This window comes from Candidatus Formimonas warabiya (assembly GCF_002777255.1).
Classification (GTDB): Bacteria; Bacillota; Dehalobacteriia; order Dehalobacteriales; family Dehalobacteriaceae; genus Formimonas; species Formimonas warabiya.
Genome location: NZ_CP017634.1, coordinates 5014682 through 5030006 on the forward strand (window position 1 = coordinate 5014682; position 15325 = coordinate 5030006).

The 15325-nt window shown below is 42.2% G+C and carries 7 protein-coding genes and 1 pseudogene; 3 read left to right on the top strand and 5 right to left on the bottom strand.

All coding sequences use genetic code 11. The annotated features are described in order from the left end of the window. Window positions 1-51: 51 nt before the first annotated feature. Window positions 52-471 carry a type II toxin-antitoxin system HicB family antitoxin gene (locus tag DCMF_RS22860; protein ID WP_148136568.1) on the bottom strand — a complete coding sequence of 140 codons (420 nt, stop codon included), beginning with the start codon at window positions 469-471 and terminating at the stop codon, window positions 52-54. A 798-nt stretch (window positions 472-1269) separates the two neighbouring features. On the opposite strand from DCMF_RS22860, the gene DCMF_RS22870 reads away from it, so the two are divergent. Both DCMF_RS22870 and DCMF_RS30550 read left to right on the top strand, forming a co-directional pair. Further along, a complete protein-coding gene (locus DCMF_RS22870) occupies window positions 1270-2517 on the top strand; it encodes an MFS transporter (RefSeq protein WP_236860095.1) in 1248 nt (415 codons plus the stop codon). A 378-nt stretch (window positions 2518-2895) separates the two neighbouring features. Then, window positions 2896-3228 (top strand): annotated as a pseudogene (locus DCMF_RS30550) (transposase); the annotation flags it as partial. Window positions 3229-3350: 122 nt separating this feature from the next. Here the strand turns inward: DCMF_RS30550 and DCMF_RS22880 are convergent. Beyond that, entirely contained in the window at window positions 3351-4511 is a 1161-nt protein-coding gene (locus DCMF_RS22880) for a HEAT repeat domain-containing protein (RefSeq protein WP_148136569.1), read from the bottom strand. Between the two features lie 65 nt (window positions 4512-4576). Next, window positions 4577-12361, bottom strand: coding sequence for an RHS repeat-associated core domain-containing protein (locus tag DCMF_RS22885; RefSeq protein ID WP_148136570.1), 7785 nt, complete (start codon window positions 12359-12361; stop codon window positions 4577-4579). Between the two features lie 382 nt (window positions 12362-12743). Here DCMF_RS22885 and DCMF_RS22890 point away from each other — a divergent pair, with 382 nt between their 5' ends. Beyond that, a complete protein-coding gene (locus tag DCMF_RS22890) occupies window positions 12744-13379 on the top strand; it encodes an isochorismatase family protein (RefSeq protein ID WP_148136571.1) in 636 nt (211 codons plus the stop codon). Here the strand turns inward: DCMF_RS22890 and DCMF_RS22895 are convergent. Together DCMF_RS22895 and DCMF_RS22900 are read right to left on the bottom strand one after the other, a co-directional pair. Beyond that, window positions 13374-14789: an MFS transporter gene (locus DCMF_RS22895; RefSeq protein WP_148136572.1), complete on the bottom strand. Its 1416-nt coding sequence runs from the start codon at window positions 14787-14789 to the stop codon at window positions 13374-13376. The genes DCMF_RS22890 and DCMF_RS22895 overlap by 6 nt on opposite strands. Window positions 14790-14899: 110 nt before the next feature. Then, complete coding sequence (locus tag DCMF_RS22900) at window positions 14900-15217, bottom strand: demethoxyubiquinone hydroxylase family protein (protein ID WP_148136573.1); 318 nt, start codon at window positions 15215-15217, stop codon at window positions 14900-14902. Window positions 15218-15325: the final 108 nt, after the last annotated feature.

The following is a 15325-nucleotide window of genomic DNA, read 5'->3' on the forward strand; positions in this document are numbered from 1 at the left end:
CCTGACTCACTGCCTCATGCAAACTTTGGGATAGTCTCAAAAAAGCAGTCATTAGGGCTGCTTTTTCAAATTACTACGGGGATGGTTCACAATATTAAGCTGTTTTTTTAAGGCTGTTTGAAGAGTTTGGGAAAAATTAATACCTGCTTTTTCAGCCTGATCGTTTAGCCAACTTGGTAAAGTGAGATTTTTACGGATAGTTCTATTATCGTTGGCCTTACGGTAAGCATCAAAGTCAATATCTACCAGGGTAACGATTTCATTTGATGCATGTTCGGGTAATTGAAGAGAAGGTTCCGGGATAGAACGCCCCATATCTTCTTCACATATACCCCACAAACCAATAGCATCCCGAGCCATTTCAATAGCATTTGCAATATCTGTACCCTGGGTATTAATTTCAAGATCAGGGACAGAAACAACATATCCAAGTTCGCAAGGGGTTAATATGACAGGATAAGCTTTTTTCAATTGTCACACCTCCATATATTTAAAGAGCCAGCAGAGGGCTTTTATATTAGCCCCTGCCGTTTGATAATTGCCTTTGCTAACATTTCGCTTATTTCTCGATGGCGAGGAATCGGTTCGCTTTTAGATCCGTTGGTGTATATGTCATGGTTTGCGCCTTCCCTTAATAGCCACCATCCGTTTTCAGTTAGCTTTTTATTAAATCTTTCCGTTTCATTTCCCCACCTCTTGATTATATTATACATATATAATACGCATTGGTCAAAAGGCTAAAGATATAAGTCAAAGGCTTTTTATTTTGAAGTTGATGGTACATAGAGCGGTCGGTCAGCCTACACCAAACAAGTCTCGGTCTCTTAGTCTCCAACACCAATTCAGTGAGTCAGGGGACGGTTCTCTGACTCACTTTTTCGATTAAGTTACAGTCTAATTTTGTTAAAGGATTAAAAGATGGGCAGGAAATAAGAATATAAAAGAGAATAGCTTCAAGGACCACCATGGTAACATGTTCTTTGTGGTATCATACCCAGCACCCTTAGATTTATCTAAAAGCCCGCAAACTAATAATCTTATGGATACTTGTATACACATAAGACAAGGGGATCGTTGAAAAGGATACTGTCTTTGTCGCTGGCACAATAATATTCAATACTTTATATGTCAGAGGGACGGGGTGGTTGTTGACATTCCCGGCTCGAACAAATTACCCAAGAGTACTGGCCGTATTTTTAGCCAAAAGGTACTTTTTCAGGGGAATCTATGTTAGTACTTTCTTAACAAAAAGGGGAGGCGTGGGTTAATATGAGTTATACAAATGCTTTTATGCATATACTTAGTAATAAATTCCCGGCAATGAAGTACCATAATTTTCGTAATTATTGGTTGGGTCAATCCATTTCGTTAATAGGGAATTTTATGCAAATTACTGCCTTGCAATGGCTTATTTATACGCTTACTAAATCTGCTCTACTAATGGGCTTGCTGGGGGTTGCTCAATATGGGCCTATTATGTGCTTGTCTTTGTTTGCGGGTGTAATAATTGATCGTTACCCAACTAAAAAAATAATCTTGATTATACAGTATGGGTATTTGTTACAAACACTGGTTTTAACAATTTTAGTCTGGTCTGGACATGTTCGGTATTCGTATGTCTTAATCTTAGCTGCATTTAGAGGTATATTTCAGAGTTTTGATCAAACTTCGAAAAATGCATTCGTAAGAGAGCTGGTTGAAAAAAACGACCTTCGAAGTGCGATCGGACTTAATTCAACTATATTCAATACTGCTCGAATGCTGGGCCCAGCCATAGCGGTTTTATTAATGGACAGGTTTAGAATAGAATTTGTGTTCTTTTTAGACTGTATTAGTTTTTTTCCGATGATCATTAGTCTTTATTTGATTAGGGCCAAACCGTTCCTGATCAAGAGAACCGAAAAAAAGATCCTTACTGAAATTGGAGAAGGATTGAATCACATTCGCCAATCCGCCGCTCTACTCGGTGCAATTTTTTCAATGTTGGCAGTGGGCACTCTGATAATGAATTTCAATGTCACAGCACCTGTATACGCAGATAAAGTTTTTAAGCTTGGTGCAAATGGGTACGGAGTACTATTGACTTCTAATGGTGCGGGTTCGCTTGTCGGAGCTCTGTTTGCTACCCAGGCCCGGGGTAATCCAAAGCTTAAGAATTTATTTGCTCTTGGATTAATAATTTCTTTTCTCTTAGCCTCCTTATGCTTTATGTATTATCTGCCACTAGCCGTGATCACTTTCTTCCTTATTGGATTCTTCGTTCTTATTTTTAATACAACTGTAAACTCGACCATGCAAATTAATTCAAGTGAAGAATTCAGAGGGCGGGTAATGAGCTTATACACGCTTGCCAATTATGGTACGACCCCCATCGGTAATATGTTTGCGGGTAGTATTATTGAAAAAGGGGGACCGGGTATGGGATTTTTTATCTGTGGTGCAGTGTCAGGCATCTCCATCATCTTAACAATCCTTAAGGTTTCAAGTAAGAAACGCGCCAATTATTTGGCAGAATGACAGGGGGGACAGAGTTGCCGACATTGCCGAGCATTCCAAATAAGTTACGTCAAAACCCTATCCCTTCGACATAAATTCAGAACCCCGGAATACAAGAACTCAAAAATTATGAGTCGGGAGAAGAAAAGAGTATCAGAAATAAAAATGATGCGGAAAAATATATTAATGGATACCCCCAAACTAAATAGTATTTGAATGACTTTTTTAAAAAAACGGAATCAGATCAAAGAGATGAATTGATTCGTTAACTTAAAACAACAATCAAATTTTCTATTAGATAGCTGGCAGAGATGCTGGAGCTAGACAGAAATCTTACAACGGATTTTGTAGTGAGTCAGAGAACCGTCCCCTGACTCATACAGAAATTATGATGCCTGCAAAGAATGCGAATTTAAAAATAGATGTACAAAAAGCAAAAAAGGCAGAGTTGTATGCCGGCATGTAGATCGGGATTTTTTTGACACCATTGACTTACCAACCGAAATGAACATGGAAAAATACAAACTCCGCCAAATGATTGTTGAGCACCCATTTGGTACGATAAAACGAAGTTGGGACGCATATTATTTTCTCACCAAAGGGAAAATTTCTGTTACTGTAGAGATTGGGTTATCATTTCTATCCTATAACTTTAGACGGGCCATAAATATTCTAGGAACGAAAGAAATATTGGGATTGTTGATGGAAAGAAGAAAACCGATACTGGTATGAGTACCGGTTTCCCCTATTAATAAGTAATTTATTGTGGATGATAGACAGTTTTAGAGGCCCACACCTTAGAGTTTAGCATGACTTTTCACACGGCCTGCTGTCCCCTGATTCATGTGTTTTACTTAAAAATTGATGTTTTCCAAATAATCAATTCCTTTGAGGATTAGATTACGCACTTCTTCATTTTTTTCTTTAAGAAGACCATTATAAAAACTTTTTTTCATTTTATCAAGATTACTTCTATCCACTATTTCGGGAAGATAGTAAGCAGCCGCCATTCTAACTAAATAAGAACGACTATGAAGTTGCTTAAGTATTAGATCAAAAAACTCTGTTTGTCCTAGATAAAATAAACCAATATAGACCCTAAGTTTTGCTGCATTACGTTTTTCATTCTTTAACATGTTTTTTAATATATCTACAATATCACTATCACCAAGGATTCCCAATGAAACCGCTGCATATCCCCTTACTAACTCATCCTTATCACCAAGCGCATTAATAAGATGAGGTATCGAATTTTTATTTCCTATATCCCGCAATACCTCTGCTGCACGAATTCTCACCAAACTATTATCATCATTTAAACAATTAACACAAATCTCGTTTATTTCGGAATCCCCTTCAAAATAACTTAGTGATAATACAGCTTGAGAACGGATTATATAGTTTTTATTTTTTACTTGTTGTAGAAGAAATGTTTTTACCTTTTCGGATTGATTAAAATTGGCGAATTCCTTAATTATCAATATTTGGATATTTTCGTTTCCTTTTTCAAAAATGCTGATTAGCTCATCTTCAGCATTTTTAATTCTTTTTGATTTTAAGGCGGATACTCTAATTAATAATTTTTCTTCAAGAAATTGTAGATAACTTATTACAATTTCCCGTGCCTTTTTTTTTGCCTCACGTTCTCCGTTTTTAAATCGTGGATTAATTAACCACTGTTGATAATGAATCAACTCGTGTGTAATAGAATTTAGGGTTGCTGCAATTGCACTATATTTTCCCATTTGGCATACCAAATCCTCGAAATCTCCTGTTGCAACCTTTATATAAGGTTTTTCTTCTAAACTATAAGGACCCCAGAAAACGGCACTTACCAATTCTTTTGTTTGTTTAGTCGTAATTTGATAATTATTTGTTAAGAAAATTGTTAATTGAATTGGGAATTCCATATTCCCTCGAATCCATTTAACAAAATTGATGCTACCCCGTCTTACATCATAATTTACACCTTTTTCATATTGAACATAAAGGCCACCCGCATTATTATTTTTCATAAAGCCTCCAAATGATTGTTTAAGTTATCACATTTTTGATTCCAGAAATTTACAAAATAAATTACTTATTTTCTAATATACTTTTGATGATCTTTAGACGGAGTATGTTTATTGGGTCTTATTGGCCTATCCTGTGGTTTGTTTGATTTGTCTTTCCACTTCTTTTCAGGGTTGTTTTTCTTTTTTTCGATTCGTTCCCTTCCCTGTTTTTTCATTCCGATGTCGCCTTTAACTATACTTGTAATCGCATCCTTAATTGCCTTCTCAGTTAATTTATAAGAAACATAAATTATTGTAATCACTACGGCTTCTACAACTATAACTGTATTTTGTGCAGCATTTTGAAAATTTCCATCCGGGTCAACATTATTTACCGGATCATTCCCGCAATAAGTGTACAAGTTAAGTGTCTGAGGATCTTCATGCTTTATATATTCAATGGAATCTTTCGTCAAGAACCTGCCCAATGCCGGGCTATAGTATCCGCTCTTTAGATAATACAATCCTGTTTCATCATCAAAGTAGTAAGACGCATATCGGAAAGGCTGTGTTAAACTACCGGAATAGGTGATCTGATTCCCCCAGGGATCGAAATGGTACTGAGCAACGATATTTCCGCTTGTATCCGTTATAGATTCTATATCACCTCTCAGGTTGTTATGCACGATATAAGTAGTGTTGTTCTTTTTCAGCCCGATAAAGGCGCTGGATGTATCGTAATAGTAGTAATTGGTACCAGAAGGCGTAACCTCTCGTACGAGATTCCCGGAAGCATCCCAGCTGTAATTGGTTGTCCCCTGGCTGGATCCCACATATACGGTTTTGCTCCTTCTTAGACCATCATGATTGTAGGTGTAATCGGCTATCAGGCTATTGTCGGATGCTTTCTTCACCTGGATCAGTTGATTTAGAGCGTTGTAGCTGTAAATGTAGGTGCCGTCTCCGGTCATGTTACCGTTGTTGTCATAGGTATAACCGGTGTTGGTGATTTGATTTGCGCTATTGTAGGTGAAGGTCCGGCTTCCTTTAGTCAACAGGTTTCCGGCATGATCGTAGGAATAATTCTCCTGGATGCTATTTCCGCTCGTAGGACTATAGCGCCAATAAGTTAGCCTGCCGTCTGCATCATAACTGAAGGAGTCCGAACCTACCCATGAGGTGTACGAGGAGATAGTCCCATCATTGTTATAATCGTAATTGTAATTATACTGTCCGGGAAAACAAGGATCCTGAATTTTTATGCACCAGCCGTTTGCCAGATAGCTATATTTTCTATAGTTATAACTGCCGGGATATCTCACCTGGAAGACCCGTCCGTTTTCGTCATAATCGTAGTATATGTATGAACCGTCAGGCAGATTTATAAACAGTAATTCGTTATCACTTCCGTAGGCGTATTGGCAGCTACCCATGCCACTTGCTGTTAAGGAAGTCAGGTTGTTACTTTTATCCCACTGATAAGTTAAACTATATCCGAAATTATCTGTGGTACTGGTTAGCCTATGGGCTCTGTCATAATCACAGGAAAAACTGTTGTTGTCCTGGTCTGTTACACTGATTAGTTCGTTGGCATTATCGTAGGTATAGGTGAAATATTTTCCATTGCCATAGGAAGTTTTAATGAGACGGTTGGCGTTATCATAATCGAAGTGCTCTGTCAGACCGTTAGGCAGCAGGATGTCCGTAAGATTTCCGCTGCGATCATAAGTATAGGTATAGTTTCGGCTTAATGGATCGGTTAATGTGCCTAATTTATTAAGATTATTCGGCCCGTAGCCCGTTAAATAGGTATTGTCCGTGGGGGAGGAACTTCTGGGATCCCGGGTACTGGTACAGTTATCTGCGGCGTCATACCCGTAGTATGCCGTATGGGACAATGGATCCGTCACCTGGATAAGACGGTTTAGGTTGTCGTAGCCGTAATATGTTGTCCGGTTTCGGGCATCGGTAAAGCTGAGTTCGCTGCCGGTGTTGATATTATAGGTGTAGTTGTTTTGCTTTCCTAAGGCATCTTCGGATGTTGTAATGTAGTTTTTTCCTGTATAGTTTCCATTGGCGGAATCGTAGGTATATTTTTCACTGTTGCGCGGTACGAGTTTTACGGTGTCAAAGTAGATGGTTCCGCTGCCGTCCAGGATCCCCTGCACCCGCGCGTACCGGGCATTGGCCGGGGCCGAGGCTAGACTGGTGAGCATGGTGAAGTCCTGAGTCCCGGTGACATATCCGGTCTGGACGGTTGAGCCGGTGATCAGGTTGTTTCCTGAGTCGTAGTAGTCAATTTTGTAGCAGGCGCCGTTGCCCGTAACATTGCTGGTTTTGACCATTCCGGAAAAGGTAAGGGGCTCTCCCCCATAGACCGGGACGTTCTGGTATATGGTTCCTGCTGCTTGAATTTTTAGTGAATACGCTCCCCCCCAGACCGCTTCGCTGGTCACGGTGGGAGTTGTTCCGGTATAGCTCCAATTATCCAGACTTTCCTCAAAGCCGCTGTTTTCTACGGAGTTAAAATTGCTTAAAATATATCTGCCGCTTGAGTACCCCGTGTCCTCCAGTTGCACCCCGTCTATCCAGACGGTTCCGCTCGCATTGGAGAGGCCTATATAAACAGTTACGGCCTCTGCTGCGGAATTGGAAGTGAGATTAACCGGCACAGTACCACTGCCCCAAATATACCAGTATTCCCATGCCCCATTTACATATAGCAGTCTAATGAGGACTCCTCCATCACTACTGGAAGGCTGGACATTATCAAGTTTGATGTCGGCTCTTAAAACCAGTTTATCTCCTGTACTGATCCCGCCCGCCCTCTGGTAAAACCGGTCTGTAGTGGGGGTGTCACTACTGATTTTGAGGGCAGAGTTGCCGTGGGAATTAAATCCTTCCAGGCTGACGCTGGCCGCCCCGGCAAGCCTGCTCCAGCCGGCCAGGAGGTTGCTTCCCGTCCCGGGGATCTCCATGCTGCCGTTCTCCAATAGGTTGTAGGTGCCCAAGATGGTGGGGCTGTACTCAATGACATTGCCGTACTGGTCATATTTCCTCCCGTTGGACTCTTTGATGTCAGGGGTGGCTGTGGAGAGCAGTTCTCCTTTGTTGCTGTATTTGTATGAGGTAGTACGACCGCTCCCGTCTACTTCCTGGAGAAGTTGGCTGTAGCTGTCGTAAGTCATGGTTTCGATGATGTTGTGGCTGGAACTGCTGTCTACAGTGATGGTTTTACAGGTGATGTTGCCATTAGTGTCATACTGGTAGCTGGTCGTCCCCTTGGCGTCCTGGCTCTGCATAAGGTTGTTGGCGGTCCACGTATACTGCCAGTTATGACCCAGGGCATCCTGGTATTGGGTTAGATTACCTGTGTTGCTATCGTGAGAGAAAATGGATGTTTTGTTTCCCGGGTCGGTCATCATGGTGAGAATGCTGTTTCCCTGAAGGGCCTGGGAAAAAGAAGTCTCATAAACATCCTGGCCGTTGGTCCGGGCATCTCTTAACCGCTGTATTTGTCCGTTAGGGTCGGAGTAGAAAGAGGTTACCCGGTTTAAGGGGTCTGTAAAGGTTAAGACGTGGCCGTTGGCATCATAACTTAAGTTAAACGTTTTGTTATCTGGGTCAGTAACAGAGGTAAGATTACCGTTTTGATATCCGAACTGGTAAGAATGGTTGGCTGGATCGGTGACGGAACTGATATTCCCCAGACCATTATATGTATAAGTAAGTTTCCGTCCGGAGGGATCGCTAACCTGGTAGAGCCGTCCGTTGCTGTCGTATGTAAATGTTGTAATGTTGTTGTTTCTGTCTGTGAACTGGTTCGGTTTTCTGTTTACGTAATTATATGTGTTTTTATATTTGTCGAAAATGGTAAAATTCCCGGTACTGTTTTTCTGCAGGGTGAGATAGACTCCGGCCGGAGCAGTATAGCCGCCGCTTCCGTTGGGAGTGAAGGTATAAGCACCCCCATCTCCTTTGTTATAGGTGACGCTTCCATCCTGATTTTCTACCAGGCTGGTGTTATTGCCGAAGGTCCAGGTTTTACTTATGGAGTTGTAGGCGATGTTTTCTCCAATGGCCAAACCTCGGCCGGGGATAGAGAAGAGGGGTTTGGTTAGAATCAGGTTTTGGTTCCAGGTATTGACCGAGGCGTTCCATCCTCCACCTAGGTTCATGGAGGTATAATTCCAGTAGGATTCCATTCCTGGGCCGGACTGTACTGTCGTGTATCCGCTGGTTCCACCATCGAAATTCAGTTTAAAAGTCGTAAAGATATCGAGCGGGAAAGGCTGATTACTTTGATAATTTGCTAAGATGTCCGAATCGGAGCGGGCGATGGATGAGATCCGGAAGTCATCTAAGATGCTATCGAACTGATTCCCGCTGCACCAACTGCCGATGTAGGCCGTTGAGGTAAATTCAGAGGGTAGATAGGCTGGAGCAACCGAGCCTTTTAGCACCCCATTTAAGTATCCATACCCTCCCACTCCTTGCTGCCATTTAACTCCGAAGCAATACCAACCTGGAGTAGTGATGTTACCTAATGATACGGCACTGCTGGACCCTGCCGCATTAGAAAATAGCACTTCCCATGAAGTTGATAAGGGCAGTCTCCTGATTGAGATCTGATTAAGCTCTGCATAAGGTGAACTTTGTACTGTGGCAACTGAGAAAGGCATCGTCCAACTCTGAATACTGGCCGAGTGTTTACCGTTGGGGTCGATGTATGCCCACTGCTCAATCGTTCCCTGATCTGGGTTTAATATACGGGATGTGGGGATGGTAAGTATTTCATCATTACGTGTACCCTCTATATAAGACGTACAGTATGGTTTTCTCTCCACCTGACACTCGTCTATATAAATTGTTAGGTTGGGTATAACATAAATTCCCCATGTTGAAGCGGTAGTTGTATTTTGAACATTTTCTTTTTTACATAGGTACCAACCATGATCTACTGCTGTAATGCTATCAAAATATTCCTGAGTATTGTTTACAACTACATGGATATCTGTCATTTGTAACGGTAATCCATCAGCTCGTTTAACATAATAACTTTGAGAATAATACAATTGATCCGCTTGGGGTGGGCATTGATATATGAAGGAACCTTCTTTTCCCCCGGAAAGTTGACAACCTACACCACCTATTCTTCTAGCAGTAGATGTCCTTAATTGAGGATAATTTGCACCCCCAAAATCAAAATCAGGCCACTTTCCATCTTCAAAGCTAGGATTGTCAAAAAAGTTTCTAGTCCCTTCTTCTATCGTAATACTTTGGTTAAACTTTCCTGCCTCATAACGGGGTGTGCCGGATGTTACCTCAGTGTTGTCCTGCTTATAGGCTTTAGAAGAACGGGTAAAGATGGCATTAGTTGAATTAATAGTGGGATTTGCATGTAAAGTGTTGTTAAAATTTAACTTACAGGTAGTATATGTATCTACCGGTAAGGGCTGATTGCTCTGATAGGCGGTTAACGCTTCGGCAGCAGTGCGGGCACGATTGGAAATGCGGAGATCATCGATGATGCCGTTGATCTGTGTGCCAGCCAATTCCTGATCGTATCCGATGGTCATTATTGCTGGCAATGTTCCAACAGGCTCGACATATGAAATGTCAGTACCGACTTGAGTGCCGTTAACACATAACCTCAGTACGCTTCCATTACCGGAAAAACTGACAGAATAGCTATTACCAGCCGCTAAAGGCACACTTAAAATGGTACCGTACCAAGTTCCCCCTGTATGAACACCACCATATACTCTACCGGACGGATCTATGAATATAATATAGTCATTGTTAGCATCGATTTTACACCTCCACAACCTGGCGTAACGATTTGTTGTGTTTTGAGGACTACTCGTTGGCGTAAACGTTAATTCTACTGCCCAATTCCCTTTCTGAAATACCCCGGCCGTTGGGATTGTTAAGGTTTCTGGTGAACGGGTGGTACCACTGGGAAGCCATGATGTAGCATAGGATTTTTGCTCAATTTGAGGACAAACCCAATCGATATACACAGTTTCATTTAATTCAACAGTTGGACAACGAAAACTCCAATATTTATTATCGGTGCGATTGGAAGCATCGTACCATTTAGCTGAGCTTCTTTTCCATCCATTGCCTGCATCGTAAGTTCCGATATCGGTCCAGCCGGGAACATTACTGGCAATACCTCCTACCTCCATTGTTTTAGAACCGGCTTGCCGCCAATAAATGCTTGCAGTATATGTATTCCCGCCGGAATACGTCCTATAGGACCCATATACCCCATGACTCCACATTTCAGTTCTGAGGCCATCCCGTGCAGCAATGGTTTTTGGCTTCATTGATAATCTGTATACAGGTTGTCCCATATAAGTTTCACTTAAAGCAACAAGTGAAGTTTCAATATCGGCACCATAGTTATTGTAAATGTACAATGCTTCAGACCAAAGATTGGTTGTCCCTTCTTCTATCATAATCCCCTGATTAAACTTTGTCGTCTCATATCGGGGGGTACCACTCGCTACCTGAGTTCCATCCTGCTTGTAAGCTATAGAGGAACGGGTAAAAGTGGCATCAAAGAGATTGATCGTTGGATCAATGATTACAGGATATGCAGCATGTTCAAGCCAATCAGCATCAACCGAAATTAATAATCCTTCTTCAACAAATTCCATTGTAATATTATCACAGCGATTGCCTTCACTATCTATTGCATAACTTTTGGGGATATAGAATAAAGGCTGCTCTGAGTCGGGATCGGAAAACATGATGATTGAATCGGGTATTACCTGATAAACAGCATTGCTGACACTCAGTTGAAAAGCAAATTCATTCTGTCCGGTGTATCTGTTGACGATTAATTCTTCTTTAAGCCGTAAGGGTTCAACTGTATATCTTAGATCTGTCTCAGGATAGATATCTTCATATATAATACTGTTTTTATAGACCGTACCAGAAACAGAATCGGCATTCTCAGGACCTAACGTCAAATTTGCGTCTTGAAGAGAAAATTGGAGGAGATTGCCTCCTGCCCGGCGGGAAAAGCCTGCGGAAAAATATCCTCCCTTGTTATGGATGGGGAAGGAATCGTCTAATGCATCATAAACCCGGTTGACGATGCTTTCTTGATTTAAGTCTGCCGGTGAGGAGAGTCCTTTACCATAGACACTGCGATATACCGAATCGGAAACACTGGATTCGTTTTGATCGCTGTTTTCCGGTAAGTCGGCGCTGATCAGATTCAGGTCATTTTCATCTATCATACCTTCTTCTGACGTCCTGATGCTGAATGTATTTGGTGAATCATAAACACCTTGGTATCCTAAACCCTGAATAATTGAGCTGCCATTGTTTTGGTCGATAGGTTGATCCGGTATATGTTGATTTATCACAGCGTTATTAGGCGTGAAAGGAACTGGCTTTTCGACCACATCAGGCATATGGATCACGTGCCGCATAAAGACGCCGTCCGTTTGCACATCCTGTTTATCAGGGGTCAGAGATGCCTGAAAGGCGGGATAATCAATTTCTTTATCAATTATTGCAGGTATTTCAGGGTTCAGATCTTTTGCGTAGACACTCTCGCTTAGGCTTTCTTGCAGATCGGGAAGTTCAGGAGAGAGAGCTGTTTGAGATGTACTGGGTTTAAGGGAAGCAACCAGTTGATCGGCTAATCTATACTCTGCTATCCATTTCTCAAAGGAACCGGTTACAGCCGAACTATCTGATACACTGCTAATGTTTGCAGCGTATGCGTTTGGAATAAATGCGACATTTGAAGCCAGCAGCGCCAGTATGGTTATGATACCGATAAATTTCTTCCCGGCCCTCAGAGCCGGTTTTTTATTAAATATTTTTAAACATATTCTTTGCTTTTTCATCCTAAAGCCTCCCCGAAATCCTTTTCCTCCTTTTTTCTGCTTTTTTGTATGGTTTCCTTTCAGATTTCTGGAATTATTTTCCGACAGTTTTTGACTATTTTCGATTCAGTGTGTAGTTTAATTAAGTTAAAGGATTAAAAGAGTGGCAGGAAATAAGAATAGAAAAGAGAATAGTTTCAAAGACCAGCATGGTAATATGTTCTTCGTGGTACCATACCCAATACCCTTAGATTAACTAAAAGTCCAGCAAAATAAAACAATTTTATGTATACTTGTATACAGATAAGATAAAGAGGTCGTTGAAAAGGCACCGTCTCTGTCGCTGGCACAATAATATTTAATGCTTTGTAAATGAGTTTTTTAGAAAAGGAGGTAAATTGCCATGACCGATTCTATTTCGGAAGAAACCATGGATATTTACCAAAAAAGCGGAATTACGGGGCGTCTGGGATTTGGAAAGAGACCGGCAATTATTGTGGTTGATTTTTCTCAGGGTTTTACCAACTTAGAATCTCCTCTTGCTGCCAATTTGGATAAGGAAGTAATGGCGACCAAAAAACTGATTGATGCGGGCAGAGCAAAGAGGGTACCGGTTATTTTTACAACTGTAGGCTATGAGGCGAATCTGAAAGACGCCGGATTATGGCCGAAAAAAATCCCCAGCCAGAAGTACTTGATCTTGGGCACAAAGTTTGTGGAAATTGATCCCCGGTTAGAACCTATGCCCCAGGATACGACGATAATAAAAAAAGGAGCTTCCGCATTTTTTGGCACGAACCTTTGCGCGATCTTAGCATCTCAGCAGGCAGATACTGTTCTGATCACCGGGACCACTACAAGTGGATGTGTCCGTGCCACCGCAGTCGATGCGATTCAATATGGGTACTACACCATCGTTGTAAAAGAGTGTGTGGGGGATAGAGCAACCGGCCCCCATGAAGCCAGCTTGTTTGATATGGATAGGAAATATGCAGATGTAATTTCTTTGGAAGAAGCGATTAATTATCTGAAGTCATAACCCATTATTTAGGGTGTATCCGTCCTCTTGTCCGGTTCCCGGATGTACTTTTCCCCTGGCGCTGGAAGCAAAGATTCCCCCAAAACAGATCAGGGCAAATACGATAAAGGCAATGCGGGAACTTGAGACCAGTTTGCCGGCAAAGGCAGGGGTAAGCTGCACATTTCCCACAAAAAGAGCCATGACAAGGGTGACGATGGCCATACTAATTGCCTGGCCGATCATACGCATGGTTCCCATGGTGGATGAAGCGGTGGCGTAGAACCTTTTATTCACTGACCCCATTATCGCACTGCTATTGGGGGAGGAAAAGAGGGCAAACCCGGTGCCCAGCAAAGCCAAATTTGCTGTGATGAGCCAAACCGGTGTGGTTTGGGAAATAAAGCAAAAGAAGACCAGGCCCAGAGTGGTTAAGGCCATGCCTGCAGTGGCAAGAATACGCGGTTCTACTCTGTCGGAAAGGGTGCCGGTCACAGGAGAAAGAAGGGCCATAATGACAGGCTGAAAAAGAAGAATCAACCCTGCCATCTGGGAGTCATAGCCCTTTACCTCCTGGAGATAAAGGGAAAGCACGAATCCTACGGCAAAGGTGGCGCTGTAATTGATCAATGCGGCCAGGTTAGAAAAGGCAAAAGGCACGTTTTTAAACAGTGTCAGATTCAGGATGGGATCCTTGATCCTCATTTCATACCAGGCAAACAGGACCAATACAATGATGCCCAGAACGAGCAGGTACTTGGCGGAGGGTGCGGTAACTACAGATGAGATGCCGTACATAAATGAAATCAGACCGGCAATATAAAGAAACGCGCCCAGATAATCAAAACTTTCTTCCGCTCTCCCCGCCCAGGCCCCTTTTAATTTGGTGACCGTCATGCCGATGGCAAATAAAGCGATGAGAGTGGTAAAGAAAAAAATGGACTGCCAGCCAAAATGATGGTTTAACGTACCCCCAAGGACCGGACCTAAGGATAAGCCCGTATAGACTGTGGCGATATTAATGCCTAACACCTTGCCCCGTTCCTGGGGAGGAAAAACAGAGGTTAAAATAGCCATACTGATACTGAAAATCATGGCGCTGCCGATTCCCTGAAAAACCCGGAAAACTAATAAAGCCTGCATAGACCAGGATAATCCGCACATAAGGGAAGAGAAGGCAAAAAGAATAATGCCCAGGGTAAATATTTTTTTTCTGCCGATGATATCGGCCAGCCGGCCAAAGGGTACCAAGAAGGCAGCCGATGCTAAAATGTAGCTTGTAGCGACCCAACTGAGAAATAGGGAACTGCTGTTAAAGTATTTTCCCATGGCCGGGATCGCCAGATTTATTGCACTTCCCATAAAGGGCGTTAAAAATGAGGCCAGAGTTACTACGATTAGAGTGTATTTTTTCATGCGTTCCGTTTCCATCTGCACATCTCCCAAATCAAGATATTTCATACTATATCATAACGCAAAAAAGAGAGATAGGAAATAAAAAAACAACTTCCTAAATCCGGAAGTTGTTTTGGACCGGTTCTCTACTGCATGGGTTGTTGAAAATTGCTTGATTGTTGTTGCTGGACCGCTTGTCTGCCCTTCTCAAAACTCTGTTCTTCCGTGGGGCTTAAGACATAGAGAAGTTGCTGGAGTTCCCCCACATGCTGTTTTTCTTCGTCGGCAATGTGATAAAGCACTTTTTTGACTCGTTCGTCTGTAGTGGCCAGAGCATGGGCTTCGTAACCGATAATGGCCTCCAGCTCACCGGCTATATCTACCCGAATGGCTTGAATTAATTCCTGGGCACTCAATGTTCGGGCAGGCACAGTTGCCACGAAAGGGTTACCTAATATTGCCATGGTTTTTCCTCCTGAGTTTTTTGTTAGTCTCCGCCTCCGGGACGGATTTTATGCAATCCGAAGGAACAATTTGGGATTTCTGCCCGCCGCCGGTTTTCAAGAAGGAAA